The organism is Acinetobacter wuhouensis (genome assembly GCF_001696605.3).
In the GTDB taxonomy this organism is placed as follows: domain Bacteria; phylum Pseudomonadota; class Gammaproteobacteria; order Pseudomonadales; family Moraxellaceae; genus Acinetobacter; species Acinetobacter wuhouensis.
Genome location: NZ_CP031716.1, coordinates 1,578,914 through 1,603,534 on the forward strand (window position 1 = coordinate 1,578,914; position 24,621 = coordinate 1,603,534).

A 24,621-nucleotide genomic window follows, 5' to 3' on the forward strand; every position below is an offset into this window, starting at 1 on the left:
AAATAGACATGCGCATGCTACATACCATGTTACGCGTAGGCAATTTAGAACGTTCTTTGGCGTTTTATACTGAAGTGCTCGGTATGACTTTACTTCGTAAACGTGATTATGAAGAAGGACGTTTTACTCTAGCATTTGTTGGTTATGGTGATGAAGAAAGCCATACAGTATTAGAATTGACTCATAACTGGGATACAGACAGCTATGAGTTGGGCAATGCTTATGGACATATTGCTATTGGTGTTGACGATGCATATAAAGCCTGTGAAGAGATTAAAGCACGTGGTGGAAATGTAGTACGTGAAGCCGGTCCAATGAAAGGCGGTGTGACTGTAATTGCTTTTGTTGAAGATCCAGATGGCTATAAAGTCGAATTGATTCAACAAGATCAAGATGCTCGAAACAATTAAAATCTATTCATTGCTTACATAGGTTGAAGCAGGTTTTATGTAAAACATATTATATAAAGTTTAAGTGTTTAAATTAAATAGTGAACATTTTGCTCAAAAAGTAGCTAAACTCAATAAGCCCAGTAAGATGAAAGTTTACCTTTAGGTAAAACTGATCTTGTTGGGCTTTTTTAAAAGCTTTTATTTCATTCAAAAGATAGGATGCTTAATATGAATGTATTAAAAATGCTTGCTTTAGATCGCTTCACAATTTTGCTGATTGTAATGGTGGTTTTAGCAACATTTCTACCTGTGCATGGGCAAGCTGCTGACATTTTTGGGAAAATAACCACGATTGCAATCGCAGTGTTGTTTTTTTTACATGGTGCTAAGTTATCTCGTGAAGCAATCATTGAGGGTGTCTTGCATTGGAAACTACATGCAGTCGTTTTTGCATTTACATTTGCGGTATTTCCAATCATAGGTTTGTTGGCTAAACCTGTTTTATTGCCTTTGCTTGGGCAAGAGCTTTATTGGGGTTTCTTGTTTATGTGCTTTTTGCCATCGACAGTGCAATCTTCAATCGCATTTACATCCGTTGCACGAGGGAATGTTGCAGCAGCCGTGTGTAGTGCTTCGTTTTCCAACTTAATTGGGATGTTCATCACCCCTGTGATGGTGAGTCTGTTTATTTTTGGTCAATCTAAACATGATTATGATCCGACATCATCGATTATCGAAATTACCTTATTGTTGCTTGTGCCTTTTATCGCAGGGCAGTTATTAAGACCTTATGTATTTCCATTGATGCAGAAAGTACCGAGTATCGTCAGAACTTTTGACCAAGGTACGATTTTGATGGTGGTTTATGGTGCTTTTAGTGGTGCAGTCGTTGCAGGTTTATGGCATCAAGTGAGTTGGACAACTTTGATTTACTTGACTTTGGCGTGTTCAGTCTTCTTGACGATCATCATGTTGTTGGCATTGTATATCCCGAAATGGTTGGGTTTTAATAAGCCTGATCAGATTGCTATTTTCTTCTGTGGTTCGAAGAAAACATTGGCAAGCGGTGTTCCTATGGCACAGATTTTATTTATCGGACAGCCGATTGGTATGATTGTTTTGCCAATTATGATCTTCCATCAAATCCAATTGATGGTCTGTGGCGTTATTGCAAACTATTGGTCTAAGCAAGATCATGAAAATGTCAAAATTCAGGAAGATTCTGTCTTAGATTAGTCGCATTATTGCAAAAAAGTGGGTATAATAATGCCCACTTGTTGTGCTTAGCTCTGACACTTATAGTCTCGGTGGGCTCAAAAGAAATGGTCTGTTGTGGTGTTGATCTGCAGATTTATTTAAATATGAATGATTTAAATGAATCGCTTATTTCCTCATTTTGAGAGTGATCAATTGCGATGACAGCTAAACCTTTCTTAACTTAGGAGAATCGACCATGCGCGCCGATATTCACCCAAAATATGAAACTTTAGTTGCTACTTGTTCATGTGGTAACGTTATCGAAACTCGTTCAGCTTTAGGTAAAGAAACTGTATACCTAGACGTATGTTCAGCTTGCCACCCATTCTATACTGGTAAACAAAAGAATGTAGACACTGGCGGTCGTATCGATAAATTCAAACAACGTTTTGCTGGTATGTCACGTTCTGTTAAACGTTAATACCCAAAACAAAAAAGAACGGGCTTTAGCCCGTTTTTTTATACCTGAAATTCGAATAACTATATGAATATATGAAATTTAATAATATGAAAAAATACCCTCGATTCAAATCTGAAAAGAGGGTGTTGCGTTAAGCACAGTGCTACTTATAGTTGTGGGTTATTGGTCTTGAACGTCAGTTAAATGATCCAGTTTTTTCTGGAAATATTCACCTTGCAGAAAACGGACATCGACATTCCAAGCATTGGCAAAAGATCCCATATCATTTAAATTTTTCAATAACATTTCAACGGGTTTAATCGCATGGAATCTTTCCAATGTGTGTTGGAATTCGGTCATACCTTTGTCGGTATTTAACTTTTCAGTAAATGATTCATCAAGTGTTAATAAGTTTACATCAATTTGTTTTAAAATTGACTCACTTGAAATACTGGCACCAAAACGACGAATTGAAATTTCAGCGCCGTGATTACGGAGTACCTGAATTTGCTTTTGTGACTCAATGACACTCTTCGCAATATCTTCTTCATCAAACTGTAAGATCAATGGATGCGATTGGCGGCTTCCAACTATGGTTAAAAGTTTAGAAATTAGTTCAGGGAATTGTTTATCATGGAATAAGACATGACGATTTAAATTCACAATTAATTTTGCTTCTGGGTATTGGGTAATAAAATTATGTAATTGTTTACATGCTTCAACCAAAATCCAACGATCTAGTTTAATCGATAATTCAATATCATCATCTAATTCAACAAGATTACTTACTTTTTTCCACTGATTTTCAAAGATAAAACCGCTGCTAACTTCATAGGTGTTTAGATTACTATCTTCTTTATCGTAGAGTTGTTGGTATTTTAATTTAACTTCGCCTTTTTCAAGTGATTGCGAAATTTTTTCTAAAACTGGTGAAGTTTTGAAAATAGGGCTTGCTTGAGTAGGCTTTTCATTGGACTCAATAGGCGCATCGGCTATTTGCACATGCGCTTTAGGTTCAAGTTCAAAAGAGCTGGTTTCATAGGAGATCGGTTGAACTTGTTCAGACTGTGGTTCGATTGAAAGTTTAGGCTCAACGACAGCTAACTCAATTTTTGTTTCTTGTAATGTTGCGCTCAGCTGTTGGTCTAAAACGGAGTTTGTTTTATTTAAACGTTGGTCATAAGCTTGTGCTAAAAGTGCTTCAAAATTTGCTTCTATAAAAGTATCTTGTTGAATATTTGCATAGCCAATTTTTATGTTTAATGGATATGTTGTGCCATTAAGCTCAAGCAATTGTGGCTTTTCTAAAGCTTGTAAGCCTTGGATACGAGATACTAAAATAGCATCAGATTCTGCTTGTAATACGACAGCATAGATCATCATATCAATTTGATGAACTGTAGTATTAGTTTGTTCCTTGATGAAGTTCTTAAAACCTTTTAAATATTCGAAAGCAGTTTGCCAATTGGCATTCAGCACTTGATCGGGGCAACTGGCAAAGCTAAATATAATCAAAGCATTTGATTTTGCTGGTTGATTAATGAGTGAATAGTGGATGTGTTGAAAACTACTAGCGATTGATGATAGCCCTTTTTTTGGAAGGTCAGACGATTGAGTTGTCGACTTTTGAGCTACAGTATTCGTTTCAATCGCAATTTGAATGCTGTCATTCTCATTTGTGGGTAAAAACTCAATTTTTAGCGGATTCTCTGTTTTGGCATTTTCATTTAGTGTGTCAATTTCAAAACGTGCAAACTCAAATTGACCTTGAGTTATTTTTCTAAAACGTTGTTTGAAATCATTGAGATTTTTAGGCTTTAAAATATCTAGGAGTGGTAATCCAATCAGTTCAGATTCATCACTTAAGCCGAATAGTTTTAAGTATTCAGCATTGGCTTCGGTATGGATGCCTTCTTGAATAATCGCAACAGCTTTGTGTTGTTCTTCAACCAGCGCTTGGGCTTGATTTTTTGCATTTTCAAGGTCATTTAAAAGGTGGTTCTTTGTCTGTTGCGTTCGACTATAAGATAAAGCTCGAATAAGGCTGACATAAAAACGCTCAGTATATTCAAGATTTACGACATCATAAATGCCTTTTTGGATATATGAGAGATACTGTTCTGGTTGATAATCTTCAGGTTTTAAAAATAAAACAGGAATATCAACTTCAGAAGATGCTTGAATTAGGGTGATCGCTTGTTCAATTTTAATATCGTAAGCACGGCCAAAAATGATGAGATCCCAAGTTGTATTGAGTTGCTTCTCGAAACTTTTCAATTCATCGAGCAAGAGTGCTTGGACTTGATGATTCTTACTTTGAAATAACTCAATGATTTCATTATAACGAATTTGGTTGTCATCAATAATGAGCAATCGAGTTTCAGAGAGTTTTAGTTTCTTCGATAGTAATAAATTTCTCACTTCAAGGCTTCCCATACATCTTGATTATTCAAATTGGTTGATTGTTTCTGAATGAATTGTTCAATCAAATGATTCTGTTCATCATTCATGAGTTCAAACTCATATTGAGCAAAACTTTGAGTAATTAACAGTGTTTTCGTTAAATAAACCTTAATTTCTTCTGTTTCTAAGCGCAAATAAATGGCTTGCTGCTCTTTGAAAAAAGGTAAGTTTGGCAAAATGATTGAAATATCAGATTCGTTTAAATTTTGTACGATCACCATTAGGCAGGGGTGAAAATTTACAGTCGACCGATCGGCAGGTACTTTGACAGCGCAAGGATAAATGTCTTGAGCCAATACCTCTAAACCAACTTCATACGTTTTGTTGACAGATTGTTTAATCCAACGAATGATCGCACCTTTCCATTTATTATTTAGGCTTTCATTGATTAAAATGAACTCACCGGTTCTTAAACTTTTAGGGGCCACATTGTCCCAACGAATTCGATAGCCATTCATACTGATGTCAAGGACTTGTGCTTGATATATTTGCTTTGCTTCACGGTCTAAATGTTTAATATCACTAAAGTTTGAAGCGACGTCAGAACCCGAAGCAATAGATGAATGCTTATTTGACTCAGATTGGAGTCCGTAATTGTTATTTAAATTTAAAGTTTCGGCAAAGTTTTTTGCTTTTGATAAATAAAAATGCGCTGTTGGTATGCTGAAACACATTTGTAGTTGCGCAGAATATTCATAACGCTCATGTTGACGTTCTGTGGTTGTTCCCAAAACATTTTGAACGTGAAATTTAAGCGCAGCAGATAAGTAAAGCTGCTCATTTTTAGATAAGTACTCAGATTCTCTATGAATAGTTGAGTTTACGTGTTCGAGTAAGTTTTGGGTTGAAATATATAAACTGGTATGAAAATTAACATGTTGTTTGCGATTATAGATCGGAGGAACGTCTTTAGAACCATCGACGATATAACGAGAAAGCATGGTTTCACGAGGTAATACTTGAACCAATTTCACCCAATCAAAAGTACATTGATACAGTGCTTGGGTCTCTGTTGGACGAATCTGATGCGTATTAAAAATATCCAACAACAATACTTGCGCATAGGCTTGTTGAATATTTTGAATGGTAAAATGTGTACCTTGTAGCTGATTTATATTGATATTGTGTTCTTGGTTTTTAACTGCAAGTTCATAAAGGTGATGCGTCGCTAACCACTGATGTGTTAAGCGTCCGCTATAAATCATTTGTTGCTGAATCAATAACAAACCGAGTTGTTCTAGGGCATAAAAAGTCGCAAGTGTACGTGCTGTTTTTAGATTACGTTTTTGCTTAAAGTTAAAAAATGAAAGTTTATTTGAAGTAAGTTCTTGGTGGCTACGTTGTACAATGTTGATATAAACATTGGTAAAATAAGTACGAATTCTTGACGATAAATCAACAATATGATCAAGTCTTTCAGACTGAGAAAGTCCTTGATTTAAAATATTTTTTTCTAAGCTGGATAAAATACTTTCTGTAATTGGATGTAAGATTTGAATCAGATCAAAGCGCAGAGTTTCACTGCAATTCAATTCACTAATCTCACAAATCGCTTGCAAGACAGACTGAGATGTATCCCCGAGTTGCATGATTGATAATGTCGCAACCCAAGCAGTGACAGACTCTACTGAACTATCAGCAAAACTCAACTTGTCTCTTTGTAAAACCGTGATATTTTGAAAAATTTCAGAAATTTCTTTATTTATCATGAGTATTTTCAACTCTTAAAAGGTTGTGACTCCAAATAGCGGTGTCTTATTATTTTCTCCCGCAACCTCACGTACTAGTTTTGGCACTAGATAGCCAGGTAAGTTCGCTAAGACTTCCTTATAAATGTGATCAATTTTTTCTGCCCCTAAATCAAAATGATGTGCACCTTTTACTTTATCTAAAACATGCAGATAATAAGGTAAAATTTGTGCTTCAAAAAGTCGCTGACTTAAATCAACTAAAGTTTGTGCAGAATCATTCACACCTTTCAGTAAAACAGCCTGATTCAACACAAGAATATTTTGTTTTGCTAAGTAGGATAGCTTCGAACAGGTCAAATCATCTAACTCAGCAGGATGGTTTGAGTGTACCACTAGAATTACACGTAGCCTACTGTTTTTCAATAAAGAAACCAGTTCTTCGTCGATTCTTTCAGGAATGACAATCGGAACACGTGAATGAATTCGCAAGATTTTAATTTGTTTGAGAGATTCTAGACGTTCTATCCAAAGTGCTAATTTACGATTAGATAAAGTTAAAGGGTCACCACCACTGAGGATCACTTCATTAATTTCAGAATGTGCTTCTAAATAATTTTTGATGTTAAGCCAATCTTCACTTTTGGGTAGATTTTCTTGATAAGGAAAATGACGGCGGAAACAATAACGACAATGAACAGCACATGCACCTGTTAAGGTCAGTAAAAAACGTGATTTATATTTATGTAGGACGCCTGGAATCTGATTGGCTTGCTCTTCACCTAAAGGATCAGTTACAAAGCCTTCATGTTCTTCCAGTTCTAAGTGATGTGGTAAAACTTGCAGAAGCAGGGGATCCAAAGGATTGCCAATATCCATTTTTTTCACAAAAGCACGTGGCACACGTAATTTAAATTGTTGCGATGCCAAAATCGCACCTGACAATAGCTGATCTACTGAAAGTTCGAGTACTTCTAATAGTTCAAGGGGATCTGTAATGAGGTCACTCATTTGAGCTTGCCAGTTTTGCTCTTGATAAAGGTAATTCAACATGCCATCTATGATAAAAATAAAATATGGGAATTGCTTTTCGTCACGAAGAAATTTTTAAACAGGTCTGAATCAAGTCATTAAGCTGATTTAATTTATAGATTCATCGTGTTTAACTGAGACTAAAGCCAATGAATCGGAGATTTTACCCTCAATCTGACCAATCCGGGGTAATTTTTCATTGCTTCACGATGTATTGCTCATTTAGAATACGAAAAACGTAAAATACATTCTCTACGCTGATGTTTTTGTATTGTGATAGATCGGGTGATTTTTTGCAGTATCTCAGTAGAGATTTAAATTAGTAAGTTCGGAGTGAGCCTTTCATGGCCTATTATTCTACAAACGATTTCAAAGCTGGCCTAAAGGTTATGCTGGATGGTAACCCATGTTCAATCATGGAAAACGAATATGTAAAACCAGGTAAAGGTCAAGCATTTAACCGCGTAAAACTACGTAATCTTAAGTCTGGTAAAGTTCTCGAAAAAACTTTCAAATCAGGTGATTCTTTAGAAGCTGCTGATATTGTAGAAGTTGAAATGGATTACCTTTACAACGATGGTGAAATGTGGAACTTCATGGATCCTGTATCTTTCGAGCAAATTGCAGCGGATAAAACTGCAATGGGTGATGCTGCGAAATGGTTAAAAGATGATTCTAACGAAAAATGTACAATCATGTTGTTTAATGGTGTTCCATTAACAGTGAATCCACCAAACTTCGTTGTTTTAAAAATCGTTGAAACTGATCCAGGTGTTCGTGGTGATACTTCTGGCGGTGGCGGTAAACCAGCTAAACTTGAAACTGGTGCTGTTGTACGTGTTCCATTATTCGTTCAACAAGAAGAAAGCGTTCGTGTAGATACTCGTACTGGCGATTATTTAGAACGTGCTTAATCATTTTTGATATAAAATGATGATGCAAAGGATAGCGAAAGCTATCCTTTTTTTTGGATAAAAACATAATAAAAATAGAAAATTTTTATAGAAATGTAATTTTTACAAAAAAAATAGAGTTATAGACTAAAGTCGTAGATCGACGCTAGGTGAATAATAGTAGAGTCAAATAGTCTGAATATTAAAACGATTTAATTAAAAGAATACAATGCTCAGACTGAGGTCATTGTGATGTCACGTTAAACGTACATATTCAAACCAGTTTTACTGCTTAAGTCTTAGATGAAAATAAATATATGAGGAGTAGAGTCCACAGGGAAAGAGTCACACGGAAATGCATTACGCTTTATAAAAACAATGGAACTGCTTTTTGTAATCAAGATGTGAGGTTTTAATGGAAAATATTCAATCAAAATCATCACCCTTATCAAAACTGGTTTGGGTGATTGTCGCCATCATTGGCGCAGTATCATTTGGGATACTTGCGGTCAGTAAAGGGGAGCATGTAAATGCCGTTTGGCTGGTGCTTGCCGCAGTCTGTGTATATAGCATTGCATATCGCTTTTACAGTTTATTTATCGCAACTCGAGTTTTTGAGCTTAATTCAAGACGCCTAACACCTGCACATCGTTTAGCAGATGGTTTGGATTATGTTCCCACCAATAAATATGTGTTATTCGGTCACCATTTCGCAGCCATTGCAGGTGCAGGTCCATTAGTTGGTCCGATCCTTGCGGCGCAAATGGGTTATTTACCAGGTACAATTTGGCTCTTGGTCGGGGTTGTACTGGCAGGTGCTGTTCAAGACTTTTTAGTATTGTTCATTTCAACACGTCGCGATGGGCGCTCTTTAGGTGAAATGGCGAAGCAAGAGCTTGGTTCATTCGCCGGTGTCATCGTAATGCTAGGTGCTTTGGGGGTAATGATCATTATCCTTGCTGTATTAGCGCTTGTTGTTGTTAAGGCACTGACCAATAGTCCATGGGGTGTATTTAGTATTGCAGCGACAATACCGATTGCCTTATTCATGGGTGTGTATATGCGTTTTATACGCCCAGGAAAAATTGCTGAAGTTTCAATCATCGGTTTTGTACTGATGATGGCTGCCATTATTTATGGTGGTGATATTGCTGCACATCCTTATTGGGGACCATTCTTTACTTTGACTGGTAAAGAGTTGACTTGGGCGCTGATCATTTATGGTTTTGTTGCTTCAGTATTACCCGTTTGGTTATTGCTTGCACCACGAGATTATTTATCGACATTCTTGAAAATTGGTGTGATCGTTGGTCTAGCAGTGGGTATCATGGTTGCAATGCCAATGCTCAAAATGCCTTCGGTAACTCATTTTGTTGACGGTACTGGCCCTGTATTTGCAGGTTCAATGTTCCCATTCTTATTCATTACCATTGCATGCGGTGCGATTTCAGGTTTCCACGCATTGGTATCTTCAGGTACAACACCAAAACTAGTAGATAACGAAGCCAATATTCGTGTTATTGGTTATGGTGGTATGTTGATGGAGTCATTTGTTGCAATTATGGCAATGATCTGTGCAACAGTACTTGAGCCAGGTGTGTATTTTGCAATCAATGCGCCAGCAGCAGTATTAGGAACAACAGTTGAAAGTGCAGCAGAAGCAGTACGTACTTTAGGCTTTGTGGTAACACCAGAGTCATTGTCATTACTTGCAAAAGAAGTAGGTGAATCTACGATTCTCTCTCGTACTGGTGGTGCACCAACATTTGCAATTGGTATGGCACATATCATCACTGAGATTTTCAACAATCGCTCAATGATGGCATTTTGGTATCACTTTGCAATTTTATTTGAAGCATTATTCATTTTAACTGCTGTAGATGCGGGTACACGTGCTTGCCGTTTCATGGTTCAGGATACTGTTGGTATTGTTATTCCTGCGCTTAAAAACTCGCATAACTTTGTCGGTAATTTAATCGGTACGGCTGTTGCTGTTGCAGGTTGGGGCTTCTTTGTATACCAAGGTGTCGTTGATCCATTGGGTGGTATCAATAGCTTATGGCCTCTATTTGGTATCGGTAACCAGATGTTGGCAGCAATGGCATTGATTCTCGGTACAGTCATTTTATTCAAGATGAAGAAAGAGAAATATGTGTGGGTGACAATTGTTCCTACGGTTTTCTTATTCATTACCTGTATGACAGCGGGCTGGCAAAAAATATTCCATTCAAATCCAAAGATTGGTTTCCTTGCACAAGCGGATAAGTTCTCTGCTGCGATTGCCAAAGGTGAGATTTTAAAACCTGCGAAAACGCTTGAAGAGATGCAAACTATTGTTTTGTCCAATCAAATTAATGCCGCACTTTGTGCATTCTTTATGATTGTGGCAATTATTATGGTGATTGCAGCGATTGGTGTGATTCGTCGTGCTTTAGCAAGCCCTACACCAACTGTAAATGAAGCTCCAGCAGTTTATGCAGATCCTGAAGAAACTATTGTAACTTCAGCAAAACATTAATCGGTTTGAGAGGTGAGTAAGATGAATCTTAAATTCGCCAAAGGTGGAAAGACGGTGATTTATAAAATCATCAAGATGACCATCATGTCGCAAAAAGAACTGATTTTTAATCCTAAAAATTGGTCGCGTATTGCGACGCTGTGGACGCGTTTACAGCAAAGTTTCCGTTTGATGGTGGGTGTTCCAGATTATCAGAACTATTTGGAACACATGAAAAAAAACCATCCTGATCTTGATGTGATGGATGAAAAGACTTTTCATCGCTATTGTGTCGATGCACGTTATCCATCTGCGAAAGGCGGCTTGAAGAAGTGTCCGTGTTAATTGACATTTGAATAGACAAAAAACGGCATTTTAGGATGCCGTTTTTTTTATTGAAATTTATTTATTTTGGGTGTTATTGATAAACTGATTGGTATATTGGGAAAGCCTGTTACCTAAGTGAAGATATTTATTTTTGACCGCTACAATGTCAACCTATGGCTCAAATGTATTAAGCTATATATCAAAAGTGTAAAATAGAAATAGCCCTTGTATTTGCTTTGAGTATTCCTTAAAACCGTGTATGTTAATCAAATTGCTTAAAATTTTTATTGGGGAATAAAAACGTGATTTGGGGAACAACAGCGCAAAAAGTGTCGGAACAAAATAATGCCAATGAATATTCAGATTTAGCTGCCTATTACCCAAAAATTGATGAATTTTTAACGAAAATCAACCAAATTATTTTAGATAAAGAACAGCAAACTAAACTCGCATTATGCAGTCTGTTAGCTGGCGGGCATTTACTGTTTGAAGATTTGCCAGGCTTGGGGAAAACGACATTGGCAAGTAGTTTGTCACATCTTGCAGGTTTGGATTTTCAACGTATCCAATTTACCAATGACATGCTGGCAAGTGATGTGATCGGTATCAATATGTTTAATCAGAAAGAACATCAATTTGAATTTAAACATGGCCCTATTTTCACGCAAATTTTACTTGCTGATGAGATCAACCGCTGTAGCCCCAAAACCCAAAGTGCGCTTCTAGAAGCCATGGAGGAGGGGAATGTCACTGTAGATGGAACGCGTTATGAATTGCCTAAGCCATTTTGGGTGATCGCAACACAAAACCCATTGTTCCAAAGTGGAACATACAGTTTACCTGAATCCCAACTTGATCGCTTTCTGATGCGTTTGTCACTTGGTTATCCATCACGAACAGCAGAAAAACAGCTCTTACAACAAAGTTCACGTCATGATTTGATTGGAAATTTAAAAGCAATATTCGAACAGCAAGAAATTTTGCAATTACAAAGTAATGTTAATCAAATTACGATGAATGATTTAATTTTGGATTATATCCTTGATTTAGCAGAAGAAACTCGCAAAGGTCGTCATGGATTGTCTACTCGAGGTGTATTGGCTTTAAAGAAAGCAGCTCAAGCCTATGCCTTGATTGAAAAACGTAACTTTGTCATTGCAGATGATATACAAGCAGTCTTTGTCGCTGTGGTATCTCACCGTATTGGTTTAGGTGAGTCCGAAAGTTTTGCGTTGATGCAAAAAGTTGCAGTTAAGGGTTAATGGAGCATCATTATGCTACGTCAACGCTTTGAAAAATGGCTACATCTTCGTTTTCGTTATACCAGTATTCGTACGCTGAAACAAAATGAAGTCTTGGTTTTTATTTACCAACAAGGCTTTTTGTATCTAGTCCTGATTCTAATTACTTTTATTGCAGGGATTAATTATGCAAATAATCTAATCTTGGCTTTCTGTTTTTTAATTAGCGCGATTCTATGTATCAGTTTTTACCTGAGTTTTAAACAATTACATGCTGTGACAATACAAGTCATTGCAGATGAAGTTGGGCGAGTGAATGAAGCTTTTACAGTGAAAGTTATTCTGCAACAAGCAAAGGCAACACCGAAATTTCTCAACTTTAAAATCAAAGAAATAGAACAGTTTGATTCGCAAATTTCAACTGATTTAACAGAAACGAGTGTTAGTTTAAATCGTTCTAAAACCAAACCTTTTAAAAGCAACACGGCTTTGTTGCATAAACATTCAAAAGCTGAGTTTTCCCCAATCCATTCAAATTTAAGTGACAACTTGGGTGTGAGGTCTACCTAATTCCGTAAATCTATTCAGAACTGCCACACGCGCATGAATTTCATTGACCTGACTTTGAAAATGTCTTGCCGTCAGCTTATCTCCTAATAATTTGATGCAATGCATCTTGGTTTCCACCAAACTACGACGGTGATAACCCGACCATTTTTTCCATAGGGTTCTGCCTAAATGTTTAACCGTTTGAAGTAACTCATTTCGTTCTATTGAACTTATTTTAGAATCTTTCCAGGGCTTGGCATTCTTTCTGGGTGGAATTACTGCATGTGCTTGACGATCTGAAATCACTTTTCTGCAGCACTTCGTGTCGTACGCGCCATCGGTATAGACAGAATCTATTCGCTCATCTAGTGGAATTTGATCCAGTAAATCACCTAGTACTTGTGAATCACTGACATTATTTGTAGTAAGCTGAACGGCACGTATTTGCAGTGTTTCAGCATCTATACCAATATGCAGTTTACGCCATTGCCGACGGTATTCAGGCTGATGTTTTTTACGCTTCCATTCGCCTTCACCTAAAAACTTTAAACCCGTAGAGTCGACAAGTAGGTGTAACCCATCATGACTTTTCTGATAGCTTATCGCAATATCAATATGCTTTTGTCGTCTACAAAGGGTGGAGTAATCTGGTGCTGTCCAATTCAAGCCACAGAGTTTAATCAGGCTTTGAACAAAGCCAGTAACCATACGTAAAGAAAGACGGAATAGAGATTTGATCATTAAACAGCATTGAATCGCTGTATCGGAATAAGTTTGATTTCGTCCTTGCTTGCCTTGTGGTTGTGCATACCATTGCGTCTTAGGATCAAACCAGATTGAAATATTTCCTCGCTTGATTAAAGCTTGGTTATACGAGGACCAATTGGTTGTACGGTAAGTTTTAGGTGCAGGCTTCTTCATCTGGAAATTATATTGCTAAAGAAGCCCTCAAGAATAGCTTTGTGCAACAAAGCCAAGCAACACTAAAAAAGTCGATGAGAGAATTCAATCTGAACTTTTTGCGGAAAAGCAGAAAATTGTCGAGTTAAAGTTTATTCCCAAACAACGTGGAGAATTTAAAGTTCCTGCGATTCAAATTTTCTCAACCTATCCGTTGGGTTTGGTTCGGGCATGGACATATATTTATTTAACAGAAAGTTATTGGATTGCACCTGAAGCAAAACCTCTAGCATTAAATTTTAATCATTCCTCAAATACGGGTGAACCTGATTATGACGAGTTTAAAGAACTTCGAAATTTTAAATTAGGAGATTCTTTGCAAAGTATTTCGTGGAAGCATGCATCGCGTGGGCAAGGTTTATTTGTAAAGCAATTTGAAGATTTGGTTGATGCACATTCGGTCTATATCGATTACGCCAAAATGCCCAGTGCAGATCATGAAGAAAAGCTATGTTTTATGATGGAATTGGTTGATCAATGTGAGCAAGTTCAGACACCATATTGTGTCATTCTTCCTTATGCACAAACTGAAAATGGCGTCGGTCTAAGTCACTATAATCATGTCAAAATACTTTTGGCACAGGCTTGAGGTTTGCAGATGTATCGTTCTATACAAATCTCAATTTTACTTGCTTTGAGCTTAATTTGGCTTGCTCAAATTGCATTTATACCTATAGCATTATCCATTTTATTTTTAATCAACCTGATTGGATTAGGATTTTATTATTATAAATATAATCAACATGCGCTTATAGGTTTTCCTAAATATCCAAAACTTATCTTTGCTTTTTTGGCATTGGTCATTATTTACTTTGATGCAAAAACATTTTTAGGTGTAGAAGCTGGGACAGCTGTACTGTCTACATTTTTATTTGCTAAAGCATTAGAAACGAAGAATAAACGTGATTTTATCATCCTGTTTAATTTTGCTTTATTCGTCAGTGCATGTTTATTTCTACATAGCCAAGCTTTTTGGATGGCACTTCTGGTTCTGTGTTGTCTGATCAGTTGTTTGGTCGGTTTATACCGTGTTCAAACAGCACATTTCGATATTCAACAACCTGTATTTCAGTCATTGAAATCTGATTCCTTGCATATCGTGAAGTTTATTGGTTTAGCCTTACCGTTTTTTATTTTATTGTTTATGTTTTTTCCACGTTTGCCACCGCTTTGGCAAATCCCAATTCCGAATAATAAGGCGACAACTGGTCTGAGTGATACCATGTCGCCTGGTGATATCGCGGAACTTTCACAATCGAGCGCTTTAGCATTTCGTATTATTGGTGATATGCAACAGTTGCCAAAACGAGATCAACTCTATTGGCGAGCACTAGTTCTAGATCATTATGATGGAATCACTTGGACAAGTGATGGTACAAATAAGCAACCTAAATCATTGACAAATATACAAGGTCAAGTAGATGGCATTCATTACCAATATTTAGCGACTGATCCGACTCAGCAATGGATCACTGGTTTAGACAAATCTATACCTGTTGAGCAACGCTTTAATTTACATCAAGATTGGTCGATTACACCAAGAAGATTGGTGCAGCGTACTCAACCGATTCAATTACAATGGATTGGTGATCAAGTTCGTGATGTTGTAGATGAAAAATCTGCTCAATTTCTATTTAAAAATAATCTGAATTATCCCCAAAATAGTGATCGTCAAGCACAACAATTTGCCTTAAAAATGTTTCAGCAGAGTCAATCGAATCCGCATATTTATATTCAAAATATTCTAAATTGGTATAAGCAAGAACAATTTATCTACACACTTAGCCCTGGAACACTCGGCAGCAATCGCATAGATGCATTTTTATTTCAGTCTAAACAAGGTTTTTGTGAACACTATGCATCTAGCTTTGTCATGTTGATGCGCTATGCGGGTATTCCTGCACGTGTTGTCACAGGCTATCAAGGTGGTGAGTTGGCACCTGATGGTCAAAGTTGGGAGGTGCGTCAGCTTGATGCACATGCTTGGGCAGAGGTGTATCAAGATGGACAATGGCATCGTATTGATCCAACGGCAATGATTGCGCCAATGCGTTTGAATCAAGGCATGCAAAATATGATGCGTGACAATATTGCAATTTTTGGTGATGCAACATATTCAAACTTAAGGTTACAACAGTTATCTGTATTAAGAACATTGAGAATTTGGAGTGATTACGCCAGCTATCAATGGCAAAGTAAGGTCGTTGGCTATGATACAGATAAGCAAAATAGTTGGATGAAAAAATTAGGGCTAGATTCATCGTATAGTTATGGGCTTGTGCTTATATTCGGTATTTTAGGCTTATTGGCTATGTATTGGGGAATAAGCAAATTTTATCATCGTCAGCAATTGTCAGCATTTGAACAGATCATGTTGAATTTTAATCAAAATCTAGAGCCTGATTATCAAAAAGCGCAATCTGAAACCTTCCAACAATGGATGAAGCGTTTATCTCAACATACAGGGCAACAGGATTGTTTTGAACAAGCCAATCAAATTTTCCAAAATATCGTTTATTTACCGACTAAAAATCAGCAAGATATTCAAAAATTTAAGTTTTTGCTCAAAGAATGTGCTGACGCATTAAAGCAAAGAAAATAACCCTTGAGATATTATAAAAAAATGATAATATTCTCAGCACTTCAGGTTTATAGCTCAGTTGGTTAGAGCGCTACGTTGACATCGTAGAGGTCACCAGTTCGAATCTGGTTAAACCTACCAAGATTCATGCCTTATGGCATAAGGGTTTTAAGTTATCACAATGACTTAAAGCCCTTTTTTATTGCGAACAATATCATGTCAATAATAATGATGCTTTACACTATTTAATAATTTGATAGAGATTATTATTTTTTAGTAATTATTTGATTTTTAATAATTTTAAATATATTTAGACTTAAGTCGCTAGATTTGAATTTCGCATTAAATCATTGTATTTTACTTCCAAGCTAGGATGCTCATTAAGCGTAATTTTCTGGAATGATATTTGCTTATATAAGAAATACTCGAGGGAAGAATAATGCCACAATTAAAAGTTAAATCGACGAATCAAGTCTTAGACCATATTGATACACTTGGACGATGGGATCAAAAATATGTACAAATATCATCAGGAAAATTTGAAGGTTCAATTACGGAAATTGAAGTCGAAGGTTTAAATATTTTCCGTGAAAAAATGAACATGTCCGTTCAGCAAATGACTTCACCACCACCAGATACATTTGCGGTTTCAGTGTCACTCAATCAGTGTAAATTAGAATATTTAGATTGGCGCAAAAGTTTGCAAAATGGTCAAGGTTTAATGAATTTTAAATCAAAATATCACTTATTAACCAATCTCAGTTCAGATCTTCTAGTTCTCGATATTTGCCAAAATAAGTTAAATGAACGTGCCGAAAAATTAGGATTTATAGATTTGCCTAAAAAGAATCTAGGCATTCATTTAACTCAAGATTGCATAGAAACAGCCTTACAATTACTCAAAGGTGATGATTTAGGTGAGCAGTTTTATTCGCAAGCAAGTAGGCAAATATTAGATGAAATTTTATTATCATTAAATGCACCTATTGAGCCGAATAAAATTAATTACTGGAAATCGGATCGAAAAAAGATCGTGAATGATGCGTGTTATGGTGCATTGGAATCTGGTGTGAGTTCGATGAATTTAGAATCATTATGTCAGTTCTCAAATGTAGGTGTCCGAATTTTGCAGTTAGCATTTAAAGAAGTCCTTGGGATCTCACCATTAAAATGGTTGAAAATTGCGAAATTGAATCAAGTGAGAAAGCAATTATTAACATCGAATGATTTAAAAATAACAGACATCGCCTTAGATCATGATTTCAATCATTTTGGGCGCTTTTCAGCGGAATATAAGCAACTTTTTTTAGAATATCCCAGTCAAACAGCGAGAGATTTAGCAAAATCATTGAAATGATTTATGCAATTTTCACGTGTAGATGCATTGATTTAAATACCTTGAAGATAAAGCTTTTATTGAGTATTCGTAATTTGGATATTGGAATTTTGTATTAGCTGTTAGAGATATTGGACTTCAATTTTGAAGTTAATTCAATATCTTAAAGGTGATACAAATGAATAAAATTCTTTTAATGGGCATCCTTCCACTCATATCAAGTCTAAGTGCTTTTGCTCAAGATCTCGATGAAGCAGCCACACAGAATGAAAGTTTAAAAATTTCGGGATTTGCACGTGCGAAATACGAACTGAAAGATTACTCTAGCAATGATGAAAAACTTACATTTGATGCACTTAAGTTAAATGTTAAATATAATAAAGAAGATGTTTTTGGTGGCTTAGAATATCGTTGTTATCAATTCAAAACCTTATGTGACTTTTCTGCTTTGGTTGACGCTTATGTCGGCTACAATTTTCATTCACAAAATTCTTTAAAATTTGGTATCCAACCTGTTGTATTTGGACCTAGTCGTTTTTGGGAGAGTAATTATTATGGTGGAATTGTTTCTCAAGTCGGTTTAGCCGATATTCATAATCTTGGGCTTAATTATTCATTGAACTTCTTTGATAACAATAATTTAAATTTAGGATATTTTTATTCCGATGGTGGTCGCTATTTTGGACATAGTAGAGACGCAGCACGATATACCTCTAACTTTGTTCAGTCAGAACCAAATGATGACGTTCAAATGAATCTGAGTGAGAAAAATATACTGAGTATTTCACTGGATAGGAAAATTGAATTAAATCATGAAAATACTAACCTAATATTAGGTGGTTCTTTTTTATCTTCCACAATCGAGGATGATTTTTCAAATCAAGATGGTGATCGAAATGCTTGGGCTGTATTTGGAAATTTAAGCTATAAAAACCTAGCAGTGATGCTCACAGTCGGTCAGCAAAGAATAAATGGTTTGGGTAAAAATGGCTTAGTGATGGGCTCGTTTGATGACACATATACTGTTGCGAATGACGGAAATTTTTATACATTGGATGTTAATTATAAATTTGGTCAGTTTTATGTATTTGATAATGTAAGTATTTATGGAATGTTGAGTCAGTATAAGAAAGAAAATAATGATAACAATTCAAGTCGAAATATTTTTGGGGTGTCTTTGATCAAGGATAAGTTTGAGATCGCTGCGGAACAAGTTATCGGCAAAAATGATCCTTCAATCGGTGGTGGAAAATACGATTTAGCGAAAGGGGATGATGCAAAAGGGAATCTGACCAAGATTAATTTTTTATACCATTTTTAACTGAGCGAATGTTCGTTTTTTGGATATTTAGTCAAATCTGAGTTATGCAATAGTGTTGAAACAGTATAAATCAAGGATGTTTTATAAAAGTGATTGAATAACACAATGACTTTTATATCAGGAGTTAAAAATGAATTCACAACTACAAAATTGTATTTCAATCAATGAACGTGCAAATAATTTTGAAGAACTGGATAAAAAAGTTCAATTTCATCCTTTTACCGATGCTAAAGCCAACCTTGAGCAAGGTGGATTTATTATTGAAAGAGGTGAAGGTATTTATGTTTATGATATTTATGGTAAAAAATATTTAGAAGGTATGGCAGGGCTGTGGAGTGTTGCAGTTGGTTTTAATAATCAACGCTTAATTAATGCTGCTGTGAAACAGTTAAATACTTTGCCGTTCTATCATCAGTTTTCACATAAAGCAGTTTTGCCAAGTATTGAACTTTCAGAAAAATTAATTGAAATGTCACCTGTGCCAATGAGTAAAGTCTTTTTGGCAAACTCTGGTTCTGAAGCCAATGATACAGCGATTAAACTGGTTTGGTATTACCAAAATGCAAAAGGCAATACTCAAAAGAAAAAAATTATTTCTCGTAAAAATGCATATCACGGTATCACCACTGTTTCAGCAAGTTTGACGGGTATCCCAACGATTCATAAAGGTTTTGATTTACCGTTGAAAGGTTTTCATCATCTAACATGCCCGAATTATTATCGTGAAGCATTGGAAGGTGAGTCTGTTGAGCAGTTTGTTGATCGTTTAGCACAAGAGTTTGAAGACTTGATCCTTGCGGAAGGTCCTGAAACTATCGCGGCATTTATTGGCGAACCTGTGATGGGTGCAGGTGGTGTAATCGTTCCACCAAAGAGCTATTGGGAAAAAATGCAAGAAATTTGTAAACGTTACGACATTCTTGTGATTGCAGATGAAGTGATTTGTGGCTTTGGTCGTACAGGGCAAATGTTCGGGTCTGAAACATTCAATATCAAACCCGATATGTTGGTGGTTTCTAAGCAGCTTTCATCGTCATATCAACCTATTTCAGCGTTGATGATTAATGAAGAAATTTTCCAACATGTTGCTGAACAAACCTCTGTATATGGCGCATTTGCACATGGCTTTACAGGGGGCGGGCATCCAGTTGCAGCTGCAGTTGCATTGGAAAATTTAAAAATCATTGAGGAAGAGGGCTTGGTTGAGCGAGCGCGTCGTGTCGGTTCAAGAATGTTTAACAATCTAAAAGCATTGGAAAATCATGATTTAGTCGGAGAAATTCGCGGAGTAGGCTTAATTGGTGCCATTGAATTAGTTGATTGTAAAACCAGTAAAGCACCATTTGAAACTGCTGGAAAACTTGGGCGTTATTTCTGTGCACGTGCACATGAGCATGGCTTAATCATTCGTAATATTGGAGATGTAATTGCACTATGTCCACCTCTTATCATTTCAGATGAAGAGATCGATGAAATGGTCAATCTTTTGCAGAAAGCACTTAAAGATACCTATAACTGGCGTCAAACTTTTGAATAAATAATCACAAACGGTAACTCAATCAGTTCGTATGCGTAACATGAAAATCAACGATTTCATCAGCGCATAGGGATTGTATTATTGATTTTAATAAGGAATGTTAAAATGAGTTTAATTGAAGAAAAAGTGAGTGATTTAAAAACAGGGTTAAAATCTCGGCATATTACCATGATGTCTATCGCTGGCGTTATTGGCGGAACACTTTTTGTTGGTTCGGGGAGTGTAATTCACAGTGCTGGACCAGCTGCAATTCTAGCTTATATTCTCGGTGGGTTAATTCTTTTATTAATCATGCGTATGTTGGGTGAAATGGCTGTCGCAACACCAGACACAGGCTCTTTTTCAACTTATGCTGATAAATCAATTGGTCGCTGGGCAGGTTTTACCATTGGTTGGATGTATTGGTTGTTTTGGGGGACGGTCATGGCTTGGGAAGCCTTTGTCGCTGGGAATATTTTAAATGTGTTTTTCCCCGCAATCAGTTCCAATTGGTTTGTACTCATTGTGACACTGGCTCTATTGGTCGTTAACTTCTTTAACGTGAAAAATTATGGTGAATTTGAATTTTGGTTTGCGTTGATCAAAGTGATTGCCATTGTCAGTTTTATTGCACTCGGGTTCTTGGTTGTATTTAATATTTATAATATTGAAGCCCCACATGGAATTAGTAATTTTACAGCTCAAGGCTTTATGCCGAATGGAATTGCTCCCGTATTTGGTGCTGTATTGGGAGTGATGTTCGCCTTTGTTGGTGCTGAAATTGCTACGATTGCTGCATCTGAAACTGAAAATCCAGCGCGTGAAATCAAAAAGACCAATAAAACCATTGTTTGGCGTATTTGTATCTTTTATATCGGTTCAATCTTCTTCTTGATCTGTATCGTACCTTGGAATGATCCGTTATTAGGTCAATCAGGCTATGGTGCTTATCGCAGAGCATTAGAAATCATTGGTATTCCAGGTGCTCAAACTTTAATGAATATCGTGGTGTTAACATCACTCAGTAGTTGCTTGATTTCTGCGCATTATGCAGGTTCAAGAATGCTTTATTCACTTGCTTTACGTGGTGATGCACCTGCAATTTTAAAGAAGACAACTCAGAAAACGGGTGTTCCAATCGCTGCGGTACTGGCAACAAGTGTCATTGCGGTTACATTTTCCCTGATCAATCTAAACCCTGCTTTTTCTTCAAAAGATATGCTGATCACTTTGATGAATTTAACGGGTGCAATTGGATTACTGATTTATCTGGTTATCGCATGCTCTCAGTTAAAGATGCGTAAACAACTTGAAGCCAAAGGTGTAGAACTCGAAATTAAAATGTGGCTTTATCCTTGGCTGACTTGGGCTGTGATTGTTTTCATTATCCTATTCTTGATTGGTATGTTGTTTATTGAAGAGTATCGCTTATTGGTTGGTTCTACAGCAATGACCATGGCAGGGATTGCAATGGTCGGTATTATTAAACAAATAAAATCAAAGGTCGCAAAGCCACCTGTGATCACTGAGTTTTCATAAACATAAATCGTTTTATCTCAAAAAATATTTCGGAATAAAAAATTAATATTAGGATGTAATGAAAATGTACACAAATACAAAGCTATATATTGATGGTGATTGGAAATTATCAAAAACTGATCAAGCAATTTCAGTGTTAAATCCTGCAAATGAGTCAATTATTGGAGAAGTATCGAAAGCGTCATTAATCGACCTACAAGCTTCAGTAGAAAGTGCAGAACATGGTTTTAAAGTCTGGAAATCGACCCCTGCATTGGAACGGGCAAAGATTTTAAATAAAGCTGCGGATCTTTTACGTGAACGCGTTGAGGGTATTGCTCGGACAATGACTCTGGAGCAAGGCAAACCACTCAAACAATCAAAAATTGAAGTTTTATCTGCTGCCGATATTATCAATTGGTTTGCTGCTGAAGCCGTGAGAAGTTATGGTCAAGTGATCCCTTCACGTAGTCATGATGTATTGTCTTATACATTAAAAGTTCCTGTAGGAATCGTGGCAGCATTTACCCCATGGAATTTCCCAATTAATCAAATCGTTCGGAAAATTTCTGCCGCATTAGCAGCAGGATGCTCAATCATTGTAAAAGGTCCAGAAGAAACGCCTGCATCACCTGCGCAATTGGTACAGGCTTTTCATGATGCAGGGCTTCCATCAGGTGTGATTAGTTTGGTTTTTGGTGATCCGCAAGAGATTTCGACGTATTTGATTGAACATCCAAAGGTCAAGAAAATATCGTTTACTGGATCAACACCGATTGGAAAACAACTTGCTTCACTTGCAGGCAAGCACATGAAAAAAGTGACCATGGAGCTAGGTGGTCATGCGCCTGTGTTGATTTTTAAAGATGCCGATATTGATAAAGCACTTCATCAGGTCATTAATTTTAAATTTAGAAATGCTGGGCAAGTGTGTATTTCACCGACTCGTTTTTTGATCGAAAAAGAAGTTTATGAGCAAGTTGTTGAAAAAATTGCCCAGCTTGTCAAAGCTTTAAAAGTTGGAAATGGCTTAGATGAAAGTACAGATATTGGCCCCGTGATTCATAGTCGGGCTTATGGTAATTTAAAATCAATCGTTGCTGATGCATTGCATCATGGTGCGAAATTGGTCTGTGGAGGAGAACAAATACAGGGCGAGGGTTATTTCTTCCAGCCTACTGTACTCAAAGATGTTCCATTAACAGCCCAGTGTATGAACAGTGAACCGTTTGGACCGATTGTTATTTGTAATTCTTTTGATGACTATTCAGATGCAATTGAAGAAGCCAATCGCTTGCCATTTGGTTTGGCTGCTTATGCTTTTAGTCAAAATAATAAAACGTGTATCGAGCTTGGGCGTGACCTCGAATGCGGTATGTTGTCAATTAATCATATCGGTTTGTCTTTCCCAGAACTTCCATTTGGCGGTATTAAGGATTCGGGCTATGGCACTGAAGGTGGCAGTGAAGCGATCAATGCTTATCTGGATACACGTTTGGTGACGGTGTCTGCATAAGTTATTTCAATATAATTGGTTTTTAAAAAAGATGGGATTGAAAATAGCTTAATGCTTTATAATAAAAAGCAGAATTGAATAAATTCTGCTTTTTATATTTCAAAATATCTCAAATTAATTTAATTTTTTTGAAAGAAAATCTACAAATAAACGAGCCCTACGCGATAACTTTTGGTTTTTGGGGCATGCTACATAAAAATAACGGATCTGACTTTTATAATCTTCAAGACATTTAATCAATTGTTTAGATTCTATATATCGTGTGACGAGGAACTCTGGCAAATAGACAATACCTTGGTGTTGCAAAGCAAGGTCGACAAGGAAGTCTCCATCATTACACTTAAATTTAGGAAAACAGTGCAGGGTGACAGGTTCACCCTGATGGCTTAGGTAAATTTTATTCTCAGGTTTATTGTGAAAATACATTAACAGATGATGATTGATTAATTCATCCTGCTTTTGAGGAATGCCATACTTTCTATAATATTCAGGCGTTGCATAAAAGTTTAAATTAAATTGTTGCAGGATAATATTTTCAAAATTGTCATTTAATGTCGTTCCAATTCTGAGTGTCAAATCATAATGATGATCATAAATGTCCTTTACCTCATCCGATAATGCCAATTCAATTTCAATATCAGGATAACTGAGAATAAATTCAGAAACTATGAGATTGAGTTTATGACGACTAAATGAGGCGGGTGCATTTATTTTAAGTGAACCTTCGGGATAAAAATGATCGTGAACAATTTCAAGTTGAGCGATTTCATATTCACTTAATATAATTTTACAGTGCTGATAAAACTTCTCGCCTGTTTCAGTGAGATTCATTTTACGTGTCGTACGCAATACCAGTGTGGCATTGAGATGTGTTTCAAGATAGCTAATTCGTTTTGCAACCAAATCACGGCTGATATTTAAAGCCCGAGCAGCTTTACTAAAATTTTGATGCTCTACGACATGATAGAAAGTCTTTATACAATCTAACTTATCCATAAAAAGACTCAATCCTTAAAATAATTCTTAAATTCATATTTCATCTGCAATTAAGAGCAAGTGTTTTATGTTTGATAAATATGTAAAATTTTTGATTGTATTCAAATTGAATACACATTGCTGTTCAATAATGCGTAT

At 36.4% G+C, this 24,621-nt stretch carries 19 protein-coding genes, 1 tRNA gene and 1 pseudogene; 16 read left to right on the forward strand and 5 right to left on the reverse strand.

Annotated elements, in window-relative coordinates; all coding sequences use genetic code 11:
* Positions 1-8 precede the first annotated feature (8 nt).
* The 3 genes from gloA (at position 9) to rpmE (ending at position 2,070) form a co-directional block, all read left to right on the forward strand.
* On the forward strand, positions 9-410 hold the full coding sequence (gene gloA / locus BEN71_RS08120) for a lactoylglutathione lyase (RefSeq protein WP_068976027.1): 402 nt from the start codon (positions 9-11) through the stop codon (positions 408-410).
* Between the two features lie 210 nt (positions 411-620).
* Positions 621-1,628 carry a bile acid:sodium symporter family protein gene (locus BEN71_RS08125; RefSeq protein WP_068976026.1) on the forward strand — a complete coding sequence of 336 codons (1,008 nt, stop codon included), beginning with the start codon at positions 621-623 and terminating at the stop codon, positions 1,626-1,628.
* 217 nt (positions 1,629-1,845) lie between these two features.
* The gene (rpmE, locus tag BEN71_RS08130) at positions 1,846-2,070 is read left to right on the forward strand and encodes a 50S ribosomal protein L31 (protein WP_068976025.1); all 225 of its coding nucleotides are present in this window, start codon (positions 1,846-1,848) and stop codon (positions 2,068-2,070) included.
* A gap of 159 nt (positions 2,071-2,229) precedes the next feature.
* On the opposite strand, the gene BEN71_RS08135 is transcribed toward rpmE, so the two are convergent.
* Genes BEN71_RS08135 through epmB form a run of 3 tightly spaced genes read right to left on the reverse strand, consistent with a single transcriptional unit; the run spans position 2,230 to position 7,253 of the window.
* Positions 2,230-4,485 (reverse strand): EAL domain-containing protein, encoded by a 2,256-nt coding sequence (locus tag BEN71_RS08135; RefSeq protein WP_068976024.1) that lies wholly within the window; start codon positions 4,483-4,485, stop codon positions 2,230-2,232.
* Positions 4,467-6,221: a GTPase gene (locus BEN71_RS08140; protein ID WP_068976023.1), complete on the reverse strand. Its 1,755-nt coding sequence runs from the start codon at positions 6,219-6,221 to the stop codon at positions 4,467-4,469. Before BEN71_RS08140 ends, BEN71_RS08135 begins: the two co-directional genes overlap by 19 nt.
* Positions 6,222-6,236: 15 nt before the next feature.
* Positions 6,237-7,253: an EF-P beta-lysylation protein EpmB gene (gene epmB, locus BEN71_RS08145; protein WP_068976022.1), complete on the reverse strand. Its 1,017-nt coding sequence runs from the start codon at positions 7,251-7,253 to the stop codon at positions 6,237-6,239.
* Between the two features lie 323 nt (positions 7,254-7,576).
* On the opposite strand from epmB, the gene efp reads away from it, so the two are divergent.
* The 5 genes and pseudogenes from efp to BEN71_RS08170 all read left to right on the forward strand — a co-directional run.
* Positions 7,577-8,146, forward strand: a complete 570-nt coding sequence (gene efp / locus BEN71_RS08150) for an elongation factor P (RefSeq protein ID WP_068976021.1) — start codon at positions 7,577-7,579, stop codon at positions 8,144-8,146.
* 394 nt (positions 8,147-8,540) lie between these two features.
* Positions 8,541-10,643, forward strand: coding sequence for a carbon starvation CstA family protein (locus tag BEN71_RS08155; RefSeq protein WP_068976020.1), 2,103 nt, complete (start codon positions 8,541-8,543; stop codon positions 10,641-10,643).
* A gap of 21 nt (positions 10,644-10,664) precedes the next feature.
* Positions 10,665-10,967, forward strand: coding sequence for a YbdD/YjiX family protein (locus BEN71_RS08160; RefSeq protein WP_068976019.1), 303 nt, complete (start codon positions 10,665-10,667; stop codon positions 10,965-10,967).
* A gap of 284 nt (positions 10,968-11,251) precedes the next feature.
* The gene (locus BEN71_RS08165) at positions 11,252-12,211 is read left to right on the forward strand and encodes an AAA family ATPase (RefSeq protein WP_068976018.1); all 960 of its coding nucleotides are present in this window, start codon (positions 11,252-11,254) and stop codon (positions 12,209-12,211) included.
* A 12-nt stretch (positions 12,212-12,223) separates the two neighbouring features.
* A pseudogene (locus BEN71_RS08170) lies at positions 12,224-12,506 on the forward strand (DUF58 domain-containing protein); the annotation flags it as partial.
* A gap of 221 nt (positions 12,507-12,727) precedes the next feature.
* Here BEN71_RS08170 and BEN71_RS08175 read toward each other — a convergent pair.
* The gene (locus BEN71_RS08175; protein ID WP_039251835.1) at positions 12,728-13,660 is read right to left on the reverse strand and encodes an IS5-like element ISAha3 family transposase; all 933 of its coding nucleotides are present in this window, start codon (positions 13,658-13,660) and stop codon (positions 12,728-12,730) included.
* Positions 13,661-13,853: 193 nt separating this feature from the next.
* Between BEN71_RS08175 and BEN71_RS08180 the strand changes: the two genes are divergently transcribed.
* From BEN71_RS08180 to BEN71_RS08215, 8 genes are all read left to right on the forward strand, one after another.
* Positions 13,854-14,288, forward strand: coding sequence for a DUF58 domain-containing protein (locus BEN71_RS08180; protein WP_227542666.1), 435 nt, complete (start codon positions 13,854-13,856; stop codon positions 14,286-14,288).
* A gap of 9 nt (positions 14,289-14,297) precedes the next feature.
* A complete protein-coding gene (locus tag BEN71_RS08185; protein WP_068974260.1) occupies positions 14,298-16,301 on the forward strand; it encodes a transglutaminase family protein in 2,004 nt (667 codons plus the stop codon).
* Between the two features lie 43 nt (positions 16,302-16,344).
* Positions 16,345-16,421: transfer RNA gene (locus BEN71_RS08190), tRNA-Val, on the forward strand.
* A gap of 298 nt (positions 16,422-16,719) precedes the next feature.
* Positions 16,720-17,637, forward strand: coding sequence for a helix-turn-helix domain-containing protein (locus tag BEN71_RS08195; protein WP_068974259.1), 918 nt, complete (start codon positions 16,720-16,722; stop codon positions 17,635-17,637).
* Between the two features lie 157 nt (positions 17,638-17,794).
* Positions 17,795-18,937, forward strand: a complete 1,143-nt coding sequence (locus BEN71_RS08200) for a hypothetical protein (protein WP_068974258.1) — start codon at positions 17,795-17,797, stop codon at positions 18,935-18,937.
* 130 nt (positions 18,938-19,067) lie between these two features.
* Positions 19,068-20,474: an aspartate aminotransferase family protein gene (locus BEN71_RS08205; RefSeq protein ID WP_086322775.1), complete on the forward strand. Its 1,407-nt coding sequence runs from the start codon at positions 19,068-19,070 to the stop codon at positions 20,472-20,474.
* Positions 20,475-20,579: 105 nt separating this feature from the next.
* Positions 20,580-21,992 carry an amino acid permease gene (locus BEN71_RS08210; protein WP_068974257.1) on the forward strand — a complete coding sequence of 471 codons (1,413 nt, stop codon included), beginning with the start codon at positions 20,580-20,582 and terminating at the stop codon, positions 21,990-21,992.
* A gap of 64 nt (positions 21,993-22,056) precedes the next feature.
* Positions 22,057-23,487, forward strand: a complete 1,431-nt coding sequence (locus BEN71_RS08215; protein ID WP_068974256.1) for an NAD-dependent succinate-semialdehyde dehydrogenase — start codon at positions 22,057-22,059, stop codon at positions 23,485-23,487.
* Between the two features lie 114 nt (positions 23,488-23,601).
* On the opposite strand, the gene BEN71_RS08220 is transcribed toward BEN71_RS08215, so the two are convergent.
* Positions 23,602-24,483, reverse strand: a complete 882-nt coding sequence (locus BEN71_RS08220) for a LysR family transcriptional regulator (RefSeq protein ID WP_068974255.1) — start codon at positions 24,481-24,483, stop codon at positions 23,602-23,604.
* Positions 24,484-24,621: the final 138 nt, after the last annotated feature.